The following is a 17,898-nucleotide window of genomic DNA, read 5'->3' as shown; positions in this document are numbered from 1 at the left end:
GGACATCCCCTTATTGGATATCCATGATGAGAAGGAACTCATATGCAAGATAAAACACGGCGTGAATATCTGCGATTGGCGGACCATTTTTTGGAAAGCCGATTTATTGACAGTAAACCAACAGTGAAAACTGTTTCACAAATGCTCCACAATGTCGCATGCGAATACCGACCGGCCTATTGGCGGCGTTTAAAAACGGCCTTAGCTTTGTATTCAGAAGATAAAGGCAACCCTGAAACAGCAGCCAAAATACGCGGACTTGTTAATCCGACGACGTCTTGTTCACCTCATCTTAAAAAGCCCAAACAACGCAGGGTGAAATCAGTTTCTGATGAAGATCATGAAAAGCTGATTGCACACCTCAAAGCGCACAAAGATATTGAATGTCTGGCGGCCGTATTAACTGTCTATTTCACGGGTTGCCGGCCAGCAGAAATTCAAAACATATCACTTAACCGAAACCAGACCATAACTATATTCAGTGCAAAAAAGATCGGTGCTATCCGAGGTTGCGACAGACAGCTGAAACTTTCTAATGAAGCCTATAGAACGCTAGCATTACTTTTACCGAATATTTCGCATGCGAAAGCTGGCAAAACATCTGACATCAGCAGAATTCAGCGCCGATTACAAAGGCATGTAAAAAAGATCTGGCCGAAACGCAAACACCATATTTCACTGTACAGTTATCGACATCAGCTTGGTGCAAACCTTAAGGATAGTCGGTTCAGCCGAGGTGAGGTCGCAGCCATCATGGGTCACAGGAGTCATGATTCAGTGGATGTCTATGGTGACAAAAGAGCTTCAAACCAAAAATTAGGTATAGAAGCGTTATTAGCATGCGAAACGCTTCAGGTCCGGCAGTCTCCATTAAAATCTTGAACGTAGACTTCATGGGTGTTTATGAAACATATCCTTGCATAAGCCCATGACTTAAATGATACCCACTAACCCAAAAACGCGATCGTCAGAGTCTTATGACCTGCTGTCTAAACCGAAAAAGCGCCCGCTCTAGATTCTGATACGTTTTAACAGAGCCAAACTCTGGATTTATTAGCATGCTAATGTGTTTTAAAACAGCGACTTAGAATCTTGTTAGTACAGATATCACGCAAAAACTTTGTTAACAGCTTAGCTACGTAAAAATTATGAGCAGACTAATCATCAAGCTTTAATGGCTCGGCTGGCAGGTTCGAAGTCGCCGAGGAATTTCTAGACAAGTATGGCCATCCCAAATAAACATTTGCTGAGAAGCACCAAGCTTATGAATCCCATGCTTCCAATGATGCAGTTAATGTTAATTTGCTGATTTGGGTATATCACCACCATCAAACCGTCATCAACCAAAAAGATTGATGCTTTGCCCCTCGAATTGATGGCAACAATCACTGACTACAGTACCTGCAATCCAGGGTACTTTTATTCGTTAAAGCATATAGTAACCACTATAAACCCGATGAGCATATAATGAATATTATACATTTAAATCAATAAGTTAAGTAATTTTTCTAGACTTGCAATTAGGTTTTGAATGTGTTGTTATCGTCTCCCAAAAAAGGAGGCACATGGCATGCTGAGCGTTGCAAAAATTTATAACAACTATCCGATCATCTTCAGAAATTGTCAGCGGCAGGGATCTGGGATGCCATGCATCTATATCGACGTGATGCCCGGTTGGCTCCCATTAGTGTCTGAGTTGTGTGCGGCGCTTGAACAAGTCGCCCATGCCCAGATGGCTGATGGCGTAACAGAAGCTGAACTCCCGTCGGTACGAACGATAAAAACTAAATTCTGCCAACTACGCTGCAATATCTCTGGCCGTAATATCGATCACTTCATTGAACGCTATGCCGATAGAGCCCAGCATATTTGTGAGCAATGCAGCAGCGACATCAACACCAAAATCATGGAGCGCAATGGAACCTACCGATTGCTGTGTGAGCCATGTGGGCTGGAATTCAGGGGTGGACCATGACGAGCATTATGAGAGGCTTTCATGAAGCGGTTATTACACTTTCAAATTGGAACATTCTCATAGAAACTGAGGTAACCGGTAAAACCGCTGAGCGGTTCATTGGGCTTAATGAAGCTAATGGTCTCGGACATTTGAGCGAGAAAATTTTTCATTTCGATGAAAAAGCGAAATTCGCATTAATGGAAACAGGCCCGTTGTATCGGTTAAATGGTGCACCCGGTCGGCCAGATGACAAAACTATCGGCATTCTTGCTAGGCGCATAGGCACTAACAAAGCATCAAAACTTCTTGAAAATGGTTTAGTAGGCCTTCCGAAGTTCCGGTACCCATTGTCATGATTACGATTGATGATGTCTGTCATGGTGATGCAACAGCCGTCTTTGAGATGGCCTCCTCACTATCAATGAGTTTTGCTGTGTCTGGCAAGCATACTCTCGCCGATTTAAAACAAGTACTTAGCGACAATAGCAGCATATTGCTGATAGCACGCGATGGTAAAACGGCTGCAGGCTACCTCTATGGCAATGTTAATTATGCATTCTACGCAGCCCGAAATATTGCTCGCATTGAAGAGCTGTTCGTAAAAGAAAGATACCGGCGGCATGGGATTGGTACAGCGCTGATAAAGGCCGCTGAAGCAAAAGCAAGACAACAACATTCAGCGCTAATCAGTGTGACAACACGCAGAGCCCAGCAATTTTACGAAAAATGCGGCTATGAACTATCCGCGCAATATTATCGAAAACTGCTTTGATAAAAAGCACTGACGCAGAGAACAAGACACTCCCAATGAAACTTCAACTTGCCTCCGACTTGCACTTATTTCACGACAGGACATTTGACTTTCCCGTCACCGGCAGCGATGTGCTAATTCTCGCTGGCGACATTGCACTTGGAACCCGCAGCATCGAATTTGCGCAGCGCATGGCTGATAATCATGAAAAGCCAGTGCTATTTGTTGCTGGTAACCACGAGTACTATTTTCACAATTATGTGCGCCTTCATAACGCATTCACCAATATTTCTCGGATGAGCGACAACGTATTTTTTCTCGATTGTCACGCATTTGACTATCTTGGGGTACGTTTTATTGGTGCGACGCTGTGGACAGACTACCTGCTCGACCAGCGATTTTCACAAAAAAGTGTGATGGATGCTGCAGCATCCTATATGAATGACCATATTTATATTCGATCGGGACTTGAAGGCAAGTTCACACCGGATCACGCACTTACCCTGCACAACAAAGCCCGGGCATTTTTACGCACAGAACTTGCCAGGCCGTTTGACGGCAAAAAAGTCGTCATAACCCACCATGCGCCAAGTTTGAAATGCGCACATCCCGCCTTCGGCATCAATCTTACAGCTGGTGCATTCATATCAGATTGCGAAGATCTGGTGTTGCAAGCTGATCTCTGGGTATTTGGACACACGCATGCCAATGTCGACATGCAGGTTGGTAAATGCCGACTTATCAGTAACCAACGGGGTTATCTAAATGAAAATGTTCCATGCCCGTTTCGTAATGACTTGGTGATTGAAATCTGATGACCGAAAGATCGCTCAGAGACCGCTTATTAGCAGACACACCTGATGAACCAGAAAACCTGCCACATGATCAAAAAAGAACGATACAGCGAATTTTTGACCCTGCAGAGGTCCATAAGGCGATAGCAGACGAAAAAAATGATAATCGTCTTAAAATACTCTTTTCATTGCGCAGGCAGGCTGAGTATAGGCGACTCGCATGTTTTCCAGAGGATTTACTCAATAAGCTCAAGATCCTTGAAAAACAGTTTGGCAACTTCAATGAAGTTATTGCCATGTGCAGAAATGCCTTTATTCTTGGCGCCTTAGAACCACCCAATATCATAAATCTGCCGCCAATGCTTCTGGTGGGTCCACCCGGGATTGGCAAAACAAGGTTTCTTTCGGAGCTTGCCATGACGCTTGGTACGACGTTTTATGATCTCGACTTTTCATCGTTGACTTCAGGATTCATTATCAGCGGTGGCTCCAGCAGCTGGAATGATAGTAAACCCGGATTTATCAGTAACAGCCTGCTCAAAAGCAAGTATGCAAACCCCATCATCTTGCTTGACGAGATTGATAAAGCACAAACAGGCAGTAACTATGATCCGCTCGGGCCCATGTACGGCCTTTTAGAAAAACATACCGCGAAAAGGTTTACTGATGAGTTCCTGAATATACAAATGGACGCGAGCGCTATTATTTGGGTAGCTTCAGCGAATTATCCAGAACAAATACCTGAACCGATCCGCTCTCGGATGATTGAAATTTTTATACATATGCCAACGCCCGAACAATCTTATGAGATTGTAAAAGCCATTTATCGGGAGCTACTGAATACTCGGGCTTGGGGGAAGCATTTTTCAGTGGATCTTGATTCGAAAATTATCGTTCAATTAGCAAGCTTGCCTGCAAGGCGGGTGCGAATTGCCTTAGAAAAGGCGTTAGCCATGGCAGCTTTAAGGTCTCGTGGAAAAATGCGGCCAATCATCGTCACACCCCAAGACATTTCACTGCAGTCAATCCAACAAAATAAAGTAATCAAAATGGGGTTTTTAGCTAATTGAACATCCTTAGCAATAGAGCTTAACGATTTAGTCGTAATAGATAATTCAATAACCCAGCGATCTAACTATTCGCAGATTCACCGTTTGAAGTGCGACTGTCATCTAATAATAAAATAATATTTTATTAATCTATTAAATTATTACTTTCATAACTTATTAAAATAATTCCAAAAAAAACTCCAACACCAGGCACCAGGCACCAGGCACCAGGCACCAGGCACCAGCTATCATTATAAAATTAATTACCTTTTACCAGGCTCTCACACTTCAGAGCCCCATAGTAAGCTTCTTCACACCCATTTAAGGAAAACCGGCTGATGATTTGTTCCTTTAATGCTGCGACGTATTTGACCTTTTCCATTGGTCACGGAAAATTTCTCTGCGTAAGACCACTGGTTCTTCAGAAATATAAGACTTCAACTCCACTTTACGGCTTTTCTCATGCTTATGACGCGATGCCTGTCTTGAGGTACTGATTGGCGCTCAAGATCTCACTGTAACATTCTTTACCAAGCCGCTTTGCCGCTTAGCTTTTTAATCTTAAAATGGAGCTTTTAAGTTCAATCGGTGCAAAAATGGACCCTACACTACTGTCTTAGACTGGCAAAATGGGTGATTCCTCGCCCCAACTCAGAACGACGCCGCAGCCTGGTTTTTCATATATATCTATTCGATCTAACTCTGGAAGCAACTTATAAACTCGTGCCTTTATCCATCTAGCAATACTGACACTACCTTCCGACTCTATGCCTGACACGTCTGAAATCAAGTGATGATCCAACTGCTCATAAGCTGGTTTGAAGAATTTTTTCACATCTCCATAATCGACAGTCCAGCCCATAACCCGATCTAGTGGTGCTGTGAGATGCAATCTAACTAGGTAACTGTGACCATGGAGGTTTCTCCGAGGATCTCCCATAGGAGCATTGTCTAATCTCAATGCACTTTCAAAGCGTTGTTCTTTCCAAATTCGGTAATCTGAACCATTGAAATGGCACCCTGCTGTTGAAGTCTCATAAACACTTACCCAGGAAAGTGACTCACATAGTGGTTTTAGTCGATTCCAAAGCCAATGACACAATACCTCGCTAGTAGGATTCTGCAAGCCCTCAATATTGTTTAGACAAGAGTGATTGAGGAGTTTATAAATCGGAAGCCACAATTCTCCAAGGCGGTCATAATCGATGCTCAACTGTTGGCCTGAAATATTTTGTTCAGAATGGAGAATCACTTCGAAGCCATGGCCATGCATTCGTCCGCATTGATGTCCTGATGGAACATTTGGTAATTGATGTGCGGCTTCGAATCTGAAGCGGCGCCAAACGTGCGCCTCCTGATTTGCATCGAGATCTACTCCTTGATCTTGAGTACTCTGAATTCCGATTGAGTTAGTATAGGGTCCCAACATTTTATGGCTAATCCAACGAGCCAAATTTTCATCAGTCGGTACAGATAGGTAATCGTTTAAAAACTTATAGTCCAATTCAGCAACACAATCCTTGAGGCGCTGATACAAAGACTCAACCTCAGTTCCATTTCGTGAATTGTCATCAGGATCAATTTCGACGCGCAACTTTGCATGGAAACTATGACCATGCAAACGTCTCGAAGGATGATTCTTTTCAAGAATCTCGACCTTTCTCGCTGCTTCAAAAGATGATGCTGCAATGAGCAGTAGGTGTTCACTGGAAGACAAAATGTAAGTCTCTTAGGTTAAATTTAATAAAGAATTTGGCAACAAAGTGAGTTACGAAACTACTTGTGATATTCTGGAACAGCAATTAGCGTTCTTGGAAAAGCATCCATCCAGAAGCTCGTAACCCACACGCAGGGCAGTCACCACAACCGAACCCCCACTCCCAGCGTAGGGATCGATCTCCTTTATAGCACGTGTGTGATTGATTGATTATCAAGTTAATAAACTCCTTTCCGCCAATCTCTTCGGCCAGAGCCCAGGTGGCCGATTTATCCATCCACATTAGTGGCGCTTCAATTTTGAAGCGACTCTCCATACCTAAATTTATTGCAACCTGGAGGGCTTTTATGGTGTCATCTCTACAGTCCGGGTAACCAGAAAAATCGGTTTCACAAACGCCAGTAATAATGTGTTTAATTCCTCGACGGTATGCCAGTGCGGCAGCGAAAGTAAGGAACAGTATATTGCGTCCAGGAACAAAAGTATTCGGCAAACCATTACAGTCTGCAGTGATAACTAACTCCTCTGTCATTGCCGTTTTACCAATATCAGCCAGTGCCGGGACATCAATCAAGTGATCGAGTCCTAATCGAGTTGCCCATTTATCATACTGATGTTGAATACTCTCGAGAATTAGTTCTCGACACTCTAATTCAACTGAATGACGCTGGTTGTAACTAAAACCTAAAGTTTCAATTCTACTGAAGCGATTTAATGCCCACCCAAGACACGTCGTCGAGTCCTGCCCACCAGAAAACAAAACCAATGCACTATCGATATCTAATTCCATTTTTTCTCCAGACCTATTCAATCTACATAGAATTATTGTTATTGCCCCTCGGGCAATACTCATTTATTCTTTCAACTAATATCAAAAAACAATACATTAATTTTTTAAAACGACAAAAAAATGAATGCAATTATTGTAACCAATTGTACGAGCCGGAAACGCATAAAACCTGGAAAATCTCTAGAGGCGCCGTCGCAACTGGAAGGCGAGAGTGTAGAAAAATACGCAAGACGATGGATTGAATATGCGCAAACTCATTCAGTTCAAGTTGTGCCTGAAGACCTATATTGTAGCCGTGGTTACGGAGAAGCTATTCGCGCAGCCCAGAAATTAGGTGCAGACATCTACACAGTTTCTGCAGGATTTGGGCTTCTTACAAACCAACATACTATCCCGCCCTATAACTTCACACTCACAGACTTATATAAAATCACTGATACTCTGGATGATTGGTGGAGAGCAATCAATCTAGCTAGAGAAAGTAGAGACATTCTCACAGAAATTATTATGGATGAGTCAATAGATTTGGCCTTAATTAGCATTTCCACGAGTTATATGCGTCTAATCGAGACAGAATTGCTAAATCTACCTGAACGAGCACTTAAGAAATTAAGGCTAGTAATCGGTTATGAACCTCCAACGAGTCTTGAAAAGTTCGCTATAAAATACGATTCCCGCCTTGATGGACCGAACAGCCCTATCAGAGGGACTCGCGCAGACTTCAATTCACGCGCACTTCATCATTTCGTGGAAAATGTGGTGCTAAAAACAAACGATCATTCAATCGAAAATCACAAAGATTTTGCTAATGCCCTTTTAGAACCAATGATTCCCCTATCTGCTCCCAAAAGGCAAAAAGCCACCGATGAAGAAATCAAGGCGCTCATTGAGAAGAATTGGAGAGAATCTGGTGGCCGAAGTGGTTCTGCGCTCCGCCTGCTTCGTGATAAAGCAGGTGTGGCATGTGAACAGGGCCGTTTTTCTAAACTTTTCCGGCAGGTTATGGCAGCACAATGAACAATTCCACTGAACAACTCATCATCCGAGCCCTAAGATCCTCTCAAGGACGTGAAATCGACATTTTTTCTTTTTTCATTGCCGGTCACGACATTCTTAAGATCGCAGATATCAGTCGTATACACCGTGACGAGAAACTCGAACTTAAAGGTTTTCAACGCAAAGAAATCAGAAAGCACGTCAACAGTATCGTCGAGTACCTCGACAATGAAGATGGTAACACCCTATTTCCAAACGCTATCATTTTGGCGTTATCTCCCGAGGTTGAGTATAAGCAAACCCGAGGACGCGACCCTGCCGGCTTACAGCCGATAGCGCAGGCTGGGACGCTATTTATTCCGTTGAGATCTACAGGTGATCGTGCGGCATGGATTGTGGATGGTCAGCAACGCGCGCTAGCTTTGTCGAAAGCAAAGAATAAGGACATCCCAGTACCGGTAATCGCCTTTATTGCTCCGGATCTTGAGACGCAACGGGAGCAATTCATCCTCGTCAATAAAGCGAAGCCACTATCGACTCGACTGATCAACGAACTACTTCCCGAAGTCGATATGTATCTCCCCAGGGATTTGGCCGTGCGGAAATTGCCGAGCGAATTGTGTTCTTTACTAAACCGCGATCCAAAATCGCCTTTCTACCAAAGAATTCGGCAAGCTTCTTCTGAAGGAGACAATGACTCTGCAGTGATTGTTGATACTGCATTGATTGATGTCTTCCGCCGCAGCATCCACTCTCCTCTCGGGGTTCTCGCTCAGTTCAAAGGTATTGGAGAAGGAGATATGGATACCATGGGAATGTATAATGCAATCAACATATTTTGGACATCAGTTAAAGAGACTTTCCCAACCGCATGGAGTCTTCCTCCAACACAAAGCCGCCTTACCCACTCAGCAGGCATCAAAGCCATGGGAACACTGATGGACCGAATCATGGCTAGGGTACCCAGCCATCACAATGCCGAATCCGTAGTTAAAGACTCGCTATCACGAATCGCGGCAGATTGTTGCTGGACCGAGGGCATCTGGAAAGGTCTCGATATGCAATGGGATGAAATCCAAAACATTAGTAAACATATAAGAGCACTCGAGGAGGTCCTAATTAAACTAGACTTTGACGCATCCATTCGTTCCCTTTCTTAAGCGCGTAATCATCCGTACAAAATGTACATCCTCTGATAGTTACCAATTGAGATAAGACCGTGGCAAACATCAAGTACTTTTTCCCAGACTCACAAGACTTTGTTGATCCAAGTTTCAACTTCTTGACTGAAACTCGGAATGAACACAGAGTTCGCCAACGAGATGATCGCTACCCCCATGAAATCTTCGAGAAACCTTACGACGGCATTCTCGTTTCCAAAGCCATAGTTGATGGGCTTAGAGGTTCGGCAGGCAAGTACACACAAGCACAACGCCAACGGTTTTATCGGGAACAAGTCCGAACTTTTTTTCGTTTATCTGATCGTTATCAAAGTATGGGAGATTGCGGGGCATTTACCTATGCTGATATGCACATGCCACCATACAGCGTTGATGACGTAGTCGATTTTTACGAAAACTCAGGCTTTGATTTCGGAATTTCGCTAGACCATATTGTTTTTGCCTTTGAAACACCTAAATCAAAAATTCAGGGCGAAGATCTGGAAGAATGCATGCGCCGGCAGAGCTTGACGCTTGAGTATGCAGATATTTTTCTCGAAAAATCTCAGGACAAGCATTTTATCCCTATGGGTGTCGCCCACGGTTGGAATCCCGAGAGTTACAAAGATGCTGTAGATAAGCTCATTGTTATGGGGTATGAGTTCATCACGCTCGGTGGCATGGTACCCCTTAAGACAAGTCAAATTTTAGAGGTTCTCGAAACTGTAAACCAGGCGCGTAAACCTGAAACCAAGTTCCACCTGTTAGGTATATCAAGGCTCGAAAATGTCGAGGCTTTTGAAAAGTACGGCGTAGCAAGCATCGACAGCACCACTCCTTTAAGACAAGCGTTTAAAGACAATAAGAAGAACTTCCATCTAGGAGGAGGCGAGTACTTTACGGCCCTTAGGATTCCCCAACTCGATGGAAATCTTACAATGAGTCGCAAAATTCGGTCTGGAGAAGTCGACCAAGATGAGGCTCGACTGCTGGAACAGGCAGCTTTGGAAGCGGTTCGAGCTTATTCCCAACATAAAGAGGACCTCGAAACGGCACTCGATGCCCTAATGGATTACAAAAAACTTTATGCAGGTAATGAAAAATACAGGTATGAATATCGTCGAACTTTAGAAGCTAGACCATGGGAATCCTGTAACTGTGAAATCTGCCGAGCAATCGGCGTTGAGGTGATACTGTTTCGTGGATCGGAAAGGAATAAGCGACGAGGGTTTCACAACATCAATGAACTTTATCATCATCTTCATACTACTGATTAGAAAAAAAGCTTAGAATTAGGAACATTATATATGGAATACCTTAAGTTACCTGCCCTAGCCATACAGCAAGGCAAGACCAGAAAACTATTTAGTTTGGCTGTACCTGGGAAGCAAATTAGCAAAATTGCATCCATTACCCGTATTAAAAGACAATCGAGTGAGTTGACTGGATACCAAAGACCGGAAGTATCAAATCATATTAAAGAAATACAGCGTTATATAGAGAGTACCGATCCGTTGATACCAAACCCAGTAATCATCGCTTTCGATAAGAGGGTGTCATTTGAACCTAGTGGAGGCGACGGTAGCTTTGGCTTTCTGTTGATTCCCATTTCAGAGGATGATGAATTCGAGAAACCAGGATTTATAGTAGATGGCCAACAGAGGACTGCAGCGCTTCGCGAAGCCTGTGTTGAAAACTTCATGATGCCTGTCTCTGCGTTTATTGCAGAGAGTGATGCTGAGCAACGCGAACAGTTTATGCTAGTCAATTCAACAAAACCTCTACCTAAGACTCTTCTCTACGAGTTGGCACCTCATACTGATAGCAGACTACCATCAGACCTTCAACAGAAAAAATTCCCGTCTAAGATCTTGCAGATTCTGAACTTTGAGGAAGGCCCACTAAAAGGTCGTATTAAAACAGCTACAAACCAAGTTGGAAAAGGTCAGGCTGAAGTCATGAAGGGTGCCATTGCAGATAATTCAATTCTTAAATTGATTGATGGAAGTCTACGGGACGGTGCTTTGAATAGATTTCGAGACCCGAATACTGGAGAAGGTGATGTCGAACAAATTGTTCAAACGCTTAACAACTTCTGGACGGCTGTGAGCGAAGTATTCCCAAATGATTGGAAGCTACCTCCAAAAAAATCGCGACTTCTCCATGGCGCTGGGATCACAGCTTTAGGCTCACTTATGGACGAAATTGATGGCCGGTTTCAAAGCTTAATTGGCAAAGAAGTTAGATCCTTGAACGAGGTTACACCAAGCTCTTTCTTTAAAGGCGAATTAGAATCAGTCAAACCTTATTGCTGCTGGAGTAAAGGAACCTGGGTATTCGGTAAAGACAGCCTAGGAGAAGATATTACTCGAAGATGGGATGAAGTCCAAAACTTGTCTCGCGATATAAACATACTATCGGACTACCTACTACGAATTTATCGAAAAAAACCTTACAGTCAAGACTTATTAGCAATTTGATGTCGTTAGGAAATGATAGCCAGTAAATTAGTGGCGATTCACTTTTTATTGGGGGACCGTCAATATACATCATACTTACATTAATTTGAAAAAGCCCCCTTGCGGTCTAAAGTTCACAAAAAACGAGAAATAAACACACTCACTCGTGACGTTTGAAGATTAATAATTAAAGGGCATCAGTAAGTGCTCGCAAAATACTGCTTGCACCTTTACCTAAAGGTTGAATAAGAGGACTAGCATCACCTCTGTGTTTCTTAGCGCAATAGAAAGCTTGGTGCTTGCTACATTTCCAAGCGAATATGAAGTAATCGGCAGTTTTTGCTAGATTCGTGAGCGCTTTTGTACACTCATGGTCATGATTCAACTCTACACTTACCCCAGGATATAGCTCTTTCAATATTTCTGATGCTCGTTTGGCAGCTCCCTCCTCAAGAGTGTAAATGCCGATCTTTTTATCACTGAGATTTTGAGTTACTTGCACATTATCTTCAGTGTTATCGGCAAAGTACTCTTCGGGGTATTCAATTCCTAAATCATTACACAGTTGCTTAACCACAAGCTTATCCGTTTTTAGTAGCCTGTGAGATATACGCTTTGCTTCCTCTATTACTTTAAGAGCAATTCTCAACCTTGACTCATCGCTGAGACAGACATGCTGTGAAAGTAACTCAACTATATCTAAAGCCCAGCTCAGCCTATACGTGGAAATTTGTGAGCCCAATAGTTCCTCAAGGTCTGATAGAAGGCTGACGTATTCATTTTTATCGAGACCAATTGTCATCAATGAATCAACCATCTCACGAACTAATTCGAGTTCATTTTGAGAAGGGTCACTAAAAAAAGTTACTTTTGTAACTAATAGCAGGAAAAGGGGTTTAACAAAACGAGAAGGGGTTTGTATATTTTCGTTGATACATTGGAAAAGGCTAGGACTCACCTCACGAAATATCAATTCGGAGTCACCCGTTGAGTTGTTGATAATCTCGGTTAGATACTCAATAGATTCTTTACTGTCAGCTAGATCTCTAATATCCCAGCTTTCAAAATTGTCACGGAAAATTTCAAGGGCTTCATCAGTGTTTAAACCTTTCACAACTAGAACTGCCCAATCTAACCAACCACCTATTGAGTAGGCCCCATCATATCCTTGAGTACAGGATAATTGTTCAAGCTCTTCTAGTTTTTTGGCTAATGCAGGTACTAACTCTTCGACAAAAGCATTTTTAGTTATCGAATCTATAACTCTCTTGGCAGCATCTTGAGTCCCAATTTCAATCGCACAACGAATCAGTTGTGACAATCGTCGGACTGAAGGCGGTGCTGTAAAATACAACTCGAAAGCCCTATCTACTTCGAAGTTATTGAATGCCTCATCTGCTAAATGAAGCTCAGAAACTTGAGCTTTTGATTCCTTCTTCTGTGGTAAAAGAAGCAGTAGTGATTTTGAAAAGTCATCATCTTGCGCTTCTAGTTCGCAGATCAACTCATTAAGTAATGATTGATTTGGGTTATTTTGAGCTATTTCATATAGGAAAAAGGACTTAACTATTCTTAAGTTTTTGAGCCCTCTTCTTGTGCCAAACAACGTTGACTGTGTGTCTAAGTTTGAGTCTCGAAACGCGTTCAACGCTAACGTTGGATCATTTTTGTCCTCGGAATGTTCAACAAAAGTTCGATACAACGCTTCATGGACATGGAGAAGTACCCTTTTGGGCAACCTCAATCCTGTCAGGTCTCTGATTAAATTGCTATCTCTAGCAATACCCTCCCAGTCACCTAGACCAGCCCTAATCTCTACTTCAATATATAAAAGATTTTCACCATCCAAACGCCCGAGTGATTTTATTCTCTGGAAAATTTCACGAGCATTTGACTCGTCACCAACCCTTATCGCGCGGTCAAGTTCTGCCCGAAGGATCCTCAACGAGTTGATATGACTTCTTTTTTCTGATGGCATGCGCTCAAAAAGTGATAAATACAGGTCGAGCGACTGCTGTATCTTGATTTCACACTCTGGAGACCTTGGACGAATTCTAAATATCCAACCATCAGTAGCTTCAGCGAAAGCTGATTCGATTGGGTCCTCTGGATCAATTTTGACTGGTCTACCATCAAAATCTGAATATGATGGTCCAATAAATGACTGAAGTGCTTCGCGGAGATGTAATTCAGCACGAGGAGTATTACTGGCACAATACCAAGTCTTTTCTCCATGCAAGTTCAAATAAGGTAAAACGATAGACCGGTTTTGGTTATTTCTAAACTGTTCTAACCACTGAAGAATATGCTTAGAATGCGAGTCATTCTCTGAAACTAAATCAGTCCATGTCAGTTGATTGGGATGGCTGAAAAAGCGCTCCCACCATTTGAGTTCAATACTACTCACGCTGACTCCTGACGATAACTTTGGAATTCCACACGTGCCTTAGCTACTGCCTCCATCGATGTTTCATAGAAAACTGATTCTTCGTTCAATTCAAGTCCATTGTATGTAAGATTCATCGAGCCCATCAGAACACCTCCAGATGTGAGAATTCCTTTCGTGTGTAGCTTTTTTCTCTTATATATCTCAAGGTTTTCCTCGACACCAGCTTCAACTACTCTGTCTTTTAATCTGCCCAAAAATGTTAAATTGTGTTGATCATAACCAGTTACAACTATGACTTTTGTACCTGATGTCATTAATTGAACTACGTAGTCGACAAGTCGTATTTCCCGACTATTCCAATGCGGATTAACTGAATTGAAAAGGCCACTACGGTTATCTAGTAACACAAAATCACTCACCCATGGACTTACAAGCCAAACTTCATCGCTGGGAGACAGTAACTCTGCTAACCACATAATCTGTAAAAGTTCACGAACTACATCTCTGCTGGTTGCAGAACTTCTAAATATTCTGCGGGTTTGATATTCAACAGAACTCATCTGAATACCTCCTCAAGTTCTAAGTCAACTACCACAGAGTTTTCAATATTTCTAAACCCAGCCACTCGAGCGTAAATGGAGAGATATGCAGATTCGATTGGGTTTACTGCAAAAAATCGTAATGCGTCCGCAAGTAAACTTTTATCTTTTAAGCTAACGCATAGACTTACAGTCCCCCAGGATGACAATCTTTCAATAGCCAATTCTTTCCAATCTGAGTCAGATATATAAATCACATCTGTCTGTTTGAGTAGATATGAGGAAACTAATAAACGTTCGGATGGTATGAGTTTATTAAATGGATTATAGGGTTCGAGCCCAACTCTACTAACTTCTCTTCCACGTCGCCATAGAAGTCCGTATACAGTATTGAATCGCCATGATGCCCTATGCTCCATTTCTGGAAGTGTAAGCCCAACACTAAGCAGTATCTGGTCAATTTCATCATTACGACTATAGAAGTAGGCTAATGATCTCCCATCCAGATCAACGCCGAGATTTTCTTCGAAATGCTCCCAGTTCAGAACCAAATCATTTAAAAATGAATCCAACTCATCGGATGCACCTGGGCGAAGAAGCCTCGTTGTAATAGCTGAAATAAATCCGTGATAAAGCACATAACCACTGTCAGCAAGTTCTCTCCTGAATGTAACCATTGCTTGTTCTGTTTTATATGAACTGTCAGATTTTCGAACATTCGTTATAGCTTCTCTAAGCTTGGTATTATCTTGTTCATTTGAGAGAGTACTTAGAAGTCTTCGTAGCTGAAAATCAGTCTGAAAGTATTCATTAGGCTGTAACTCTGATTCTATTAACGAATAGAAAATTCTTGGATCTTCATTGAACAATGCAAAAAATTCTTCAATAGCGCCAACGCCACCTGGTGAAGTCTCTGTGATCCAAAATTCTTCTTCTTCCCTTGCCACATAAATGTCATCTGACTCCCTGGGTCCGGGATCCAAATCTAAGATAAGACTTGAGGGATCAACTTCAGAACACAAACCCGTTATCGCTGCGTGTGTAGCTGCTCCCAGTGTGGATAGAAAAGTCTGACGGAGCATAGGTTCCCATGATTCATCGAGAGGCTCCCAAAGACACTTAGAATGTCTATTCAATGCATCTCTAATATCACTTCGAGATATTAAAAGTTCTAGGTCTTGCCTTAATTGATCTGAATTTCTATTGTCTTGACTCTGTTCGCCTTCATCATTTGCAGACGGTGGTGACTGAAAGAAAGACTCAAGAACATCACTGAGTGCAAGATCCACCCTCTCTTCAGCTAATGCATCACTGGCATCTGATAATCCAATGTGTTCATTCAAGGCAGTTTGATTTAACGCAACAAAATAAATATCTGCTAACCAGTCTCTCATGAATGGATTTTCAACCATCGGCAAAGAGCGAAAAGTTAGATCTGAATTGAAGTAATACTCTGTTCGAATAGCACGCTCTAATTTGGGTGTATTTGCGACCCTCATCCAGAGGTTATCAGGGAGTTTAAGCCCAAATCTGATAGCGTCTACAGAAAGTGAAAAACCCAGTGCAACTTGTTCACCTTCGTTGACGTATTGAAACCTGGCCTGATAACTTTCTCCACCTCTAACTCTAATGTCAGCTTCCGATCCGAGAGAAAACCTTCTTACTGTAACGGGAGCATGATCAGCATGCCTGAAACAAGAAACTTCACTTATTAAATCTGACCATACAGAGTCTGATGGTATACCAAGCGGTACACCAAGATCTTTTGCACTAATTTGTGTTCTCCAAACCAGGTATGCATTTGAAGTATCGACAATTTCACTGGTCGGTCTGACAGGTCTAATTTCATGGGGTCGAAAAACTGGCATTGGGCTGGCTTCTTCTCCATTCATTATCAGCCAGTTACCCAGAAATTCAGTATCGTAAAAGTCTGAAATATTTATCTCAGTCTGTTCTCTTCCTGCATCTTCAGGCGCAACCCAGTGACGTATTCGAGAATAATTCACTCCATAGCGACGAGACACTCGACCAGGGGCAAATGTCTTCATACCCTGCTCTATTCCGAGCATTTGTATTTCTTGTTCGTGACTCTCCCAATCCGGCGGTAATGAAATTTTCACCTCGGGTAGATTCAAATCACGAAATAGGTTTCCCGGAATAAATTCAGGCAGTGGATTATTACGAATAGAAAAATCAGCGTTCTCATTATCAAAATACTGCCAATTAGATGATAGTCGCCGTATTGCAGTTGGTATAACCGAAGTGAGAATTGGTCTTGGATATTCCCAAAGAAGAGGTTGAACTTCTTTGGGTTTCAGTTTCAGCGCGTCTTGCAAATACTCTTCAAGATCTGTTTGACCTAGAGGATCTTCCAATATTCTGATTAACAGTCCTGCCAGGGAACTCCGACGTTGATTTTCTGTACTGGGCGAGGATTTTGATTTAGATGGTTCGCTCAAAGATTTCCAGGCACTTCCTTTGATGAGTAATGGGCCTAGTTCACGAGCCAAAAAGTCCAACACCGCGTATGTTGCCTGCATACGCTGAATGTAACGACTTGATAATGGTAAATGTCGTGGTCGTATTTCAGGTTCGAATAGTTGCTCGTATCCCTGATATGAGAGACGGTCACGCCCATAATCTGAGAGGACAATCACTGTCCACGGGCGCATACCTCGAGGTCGACCGGCCCTACCTTTACGTTGAAGAAATTGGGCTGAGTCTCGGGGCGCCTTATGTTGTATGACACATCCAACACCTGGATCATTGAATCCAACCTCAAGTGAAGCCGTTGCCACAATCAGATCTAACCCGCGTACCACTCCAGGATCCTGTGAACTGGTCCTACCAATACGTTTGCGTTCAGTAAGTTGATGGCCTATTTCAGTGACCATCGTCCAATTTTGACCCGCCCTATCACGACTAATAGAAGGCATAATTCTTCTAATTGCTGCTAGAGGGCCATTCGGATGCCTACCATGATCTGGGTCTCCCTGGTCGTTCCTCCCCTCAGCATCCATAAGGCCAAAGTAAAATCTATTAGTGACGTCAATATCATCAGTGAATGCAAATACTCTTTTTCCAAACAATCCTTTACTCGTTGATTGATTGGAGGGGTCCATGGCTCTCATCATCAACATGGATGTTTGTATAGATGTAGATAAAAGTGCAGTTCGAGAAACTGGGTCGCCACGCAATGCCAAAAGGTACTCTGCACCCTCTGAAATCATCTCCGATTCTCTTGGAGATACCTCTTCGACCATAACTTCAGCTAAACCAGTGAGATGCGAAAAAAAA

15 protein-coding genes are annotated in these 17,898 nt (G+C 42.6%); 10 read left to right on the top strand and 5 right to left on the bottom strand.

Translation table 11 applies throughout. The annotated features are described in order from the left end of the window. Positions 1 to 42: 42 nt before the first annotated feature. The 6 genes from LGT40_RS09340 to LGT40_RS09315 all read left to right on the top strand — a co-directional run bounded on the left by LGT40_RS09340 (position 43) and on the right by LGT40_RS09315 (position 4,572). Positions 43 to 882, top strand: a complete 840-nt coding sequence (locus LGT40_RS09340; RefSeq protein WP_226071914.1) for a site-specific integrase — start codon at positions 43 to 45, stop codon at positions 880 to 882. A 688-nt stretch (positions 883 to 1,570) separates the two neighbouring features. Further along, positions 1,571 to 1,975 carry a hypothetical protein gene (locus LGT40_RS09335; protein WP_226071915.1) on the top strand — a complete coding sequence of 135 codons (405 nt, stop codon included), beginning with the start codon at positions 1,571 to 1,573 and terminating at the stop codon, positions 1,973 to 1,975. Continuing rightward, positions 1,972 to 2,313 (top strand): hypothetical protein, encoded by a 342-nt coding sequence (locus tag LGT40_RS09330; protein ID WP_226071917.1) that lies wholly within the window; start codon positions 1,972 to 1,974, stop codon positions 2,311 to 2,313. The genes LGT40_RS09335 and LGT40_RS09330 overlap by 4 nt, the downstream gene beginning before the upstream one ends. Continuing rightward, positions 2,310 to 2,729: a GNAT family N-acetyltransferase gene (locus tag LGT40_RS09325; RefSeq protein ID WP_226071919.1), complete on the top strand. Its 420-nt coding sequence runs from the start codon at positions 2,310 to 2,312 to the stop codon at positions 2,727 to 2,729. Before LGT40_RS09330 ends, LGT40_RS09325 begins: the two co-directional genes overlap by 4 nt. A gap of 35 nt (positions 2,730 to 2,764) precedes the next feature. Continuing rightward, positions 2,765 to 3,523, top strand: coding sequence for a metallophosphoesterase (locus LGT40_RS09320; protein WP_226071922.1), 759 nt, complete (start codon positions 2,765 to 2,767; stop codon positions 3,521 to 3,523). Further along, positions 3,523 to 4,572 (top strand): AAA family ATPase, encoded by a 1,050-nt coding sequence (locus LGT40_RS09315; RefSeq protein ID WP_226071923.1) that lies wholly within the window; start codon positions 3,523 to 3,525, stop codon positions 4,570 to 4,572. The genes LGT40_RS09320 and LGT40_RS09315 overlap by 1 nt, the downstream gene beginning before the upstream one ends. Positions 4,573 to 5,167: 595 nt before the next feature. On the opposite strand, the gene LGT40_RS09310 is transcribed toward LGT40_RS09315, so the two are convergent. Together LGT40_RS09310 and queC are read right to left on the bottom strand one after the other, a co-directional pair. Continuing rightward, on the bottom strand, positions 5,168 to 6,268 hold the full coding sequence (locus LGT40_RS09310) for a 6-pyruvoyl trahydropterin synthase family protein (protein ID WP_226071924.1): 1,101 nt from the start codon (positions 6,266 to 6,268) through the stop codon (positions 5,168 to 5,170). 85 nt (positions 6,269 to 6,353) lie between these two features. Further along, positions 6,354 to 7,058: a 7-cyano-7-deazaguanine synthase QueC gene (gene queC / locus LGT40_RS09305; protein ID WP_226071926.1), complete on the bottom strand. Its 705-nt coding sequence runs from the start codon at positions 7,056 to 7,058 to the stop codon at positions 6,354 to 6,356. A 120-nt stretch (positions 7,059 to 7,178) separates the two neighbouring features. Between queC and LGT40_RS09300 the strand changes: the two genes are divergently transcribed. From LGT40_RS09300 to dbpB (LGT40_RS09285), 4 genes are read left to right on the top strand one after another with little or no spacing between them, the layout of a single operon-like run. Next, positions 7,179 to 8,075 (top strand): DUF6884 domain-containing protein, encoded by an 897-nt coding sequence (locus LGT40_RS09300; protein ID WP_226071928.1) that lies wholly within the window; start codon positions 7,179 to 7,181, stop codon positions 8,073 to 8,075. Continuing rightward, positions 8,072 to 9,214, top strand: coding sequence for a DGQHR domain-containing protein DpdB (gene dbpB / locus LGT40_RS09295; protein ID WP_226071930.1), 1,143 nt, complete (start codon positions 8,072 to 8,074; stop codon positions 9,212 to 9,214). Before LGT40_RS09300 ends, dbpB (LGT40_RS09295) begins: the two co-directional genes overlap by 4 nt. A 59-nt stretch (positions 9,215 to 9,273) precedes the next feature. Beyond that, positions 9,274 to 10,491 carry a tRNA-guanine transglycosylase DpdA gene (gene dpdA, locus LGT40_RS09290; protein ID WP_226071932.1) on the top strand — a complete coding sequence of 406 codons (1,218 nt, stop codon included), beginning with the start codon at positions 9,274 to 9,276 and terminating at the stop codon, positions 10,489 to 10,491. A gap of 30 nt (positions 10,492 to 10,521) precedes the next feature. Next, on the top strand, positions 10,522 to 11,694 hold the full coding sequence (gene dbpB / locus LGT40_RS09285) for a DGQHR domain-containing protein DpdB (protein WP_226071934.1): 1,173 nt from the start codon (positions 10,522 to 10,524) through the stop codon (positions 11,692 to 11,694). Between the two features lie 166 nt (positions 11,695 to 11,860). On the opposite strand, the gene dpdD is transcribed toward dbpB (LGT40_RS09285), so the two are convergent. The 3 genes from dpdD to dpdJ form a co-directional block, all read right to left on the bottom strand. Continuing rightward, positions 11,861 to 14,080, bottom strand: a complete 2,220-nt coding sequence (gene dpdD, locus LGT40_RS09280; protein ID WP_226071936.1) for a protein DpdD — start codon at positions 14,078 to 14,080, stop codon at positions 11,861 to 11,863. Next, entirely contained in the window at positions 14,077 to 14,622 is a 546-nt protein-coding gene (gene dpdK / locus LGT40_RS09275; RefSeq protein ID WP_226071938.1) for a phospholipase D-like domain-containing protein DpdK, read from the bottom strand. Before dpdK ends, dpdD begins: the two co-directional genes overlap by 4 nt. Further along, on the bottom strand, positions 14,619 to 17,898 hold a 3,280-nt coding region (gene dpdJ / locus LGT40_RS09270), incomplete at its 5' end, for a protein DpdJ (RefSeq protein WP_264177863.1). The genes dpdK and dpdJ, both read right to left, overlap by 4 nt.

The sequence above is a fragment of the Methylophaga pinxianii genome, from assembly GCF_020447225.1.
In the GTDB taxonomy this organism is placed as follows: Bacteria; Pseudomonadota; Gammaproteobacteria; order Nitrosococcales; family Methylophagaceae; genus Methylophaga; species Methylophaga pinxianii.
This window is presented reverse-complemented; position numbering and strand designations above follow the sequence as displayed.

Bases quoted from the DNA above. Each gene is read 5' to 3' on its own strand.
- LGT40_RS09340 (WP_226071914.1), top strand. From the start codon at position 43: ATGCAAGATAAAACACGGCGTGAATATCTGCGATTGGCGGACCATTTT.
- LGT40_RS09335 (WP_226071915.1), top strand. From the start codon at position 1,571: ATGCTGAGCGTTGCAAAAATTTATAACAACTATCCGATCATCTTCAGA.
- LGT40_RS09330 (WP_226071917.1), top strand. From the start codon at position 1,972: ATGACGAGCATTATGAGAGGCTTTCATGAAGCGGTTATTACACTTTCA.
- LGT40_RS09325 (WP_226071919.1), top strand. From the start codon at position 2,310: ATGATTACGATTGATGATGTCTGTCATGGTGATGCAACAGCCGTCTTT.
- LGT40_RS09320 (WP_226071922.1), top strand. From the start codon at position 2,765: ATGAAACTTCAACTTGCCTCCGACTTGCACTTATTTCACGACAGGACA.
- LGT40_RS09315 (WP_226071923.1), top strand. From the start codon at position 3,523: ATGACCGAAAGATCGCTCAGAGACCGCTTATTAGCAGACACACCTGAT.
- queC (WP_226071926.1), bottom strand. From the start codon at position 7,058: ATGGAATTAGATATCGATAGTGCATTGGTTTTGTTTTCTGGTGGGCAG.
- LGT40_RS09300 (WP_226071928.1), top strand. From the start codon at position 7,179: ATGAATGCAATTATTGTAACCAATTGTACGAGCCGGAAACGCATAAAA.
- dbpB (WP_226071930.1), top strand. From the start codon at position 8,072: ATGAACAATTCCACTGAACAACTCATCATCCGAGCCCTAAGATCCTCT.
- dbpB (WP_226071934.1), top strand. From the start codon at position 10,522: ATGGAATACCTTAAGTTACCTGCCCTAGCCATACAGCAAGGCAAGACC.
- dpdK (WP_226071938.1), bottom strand. From the start codon at position 14,622: ATGAGTTCTGTTGAATATCAAACCCGCAGAATATTTAGAAGTTCTGCA.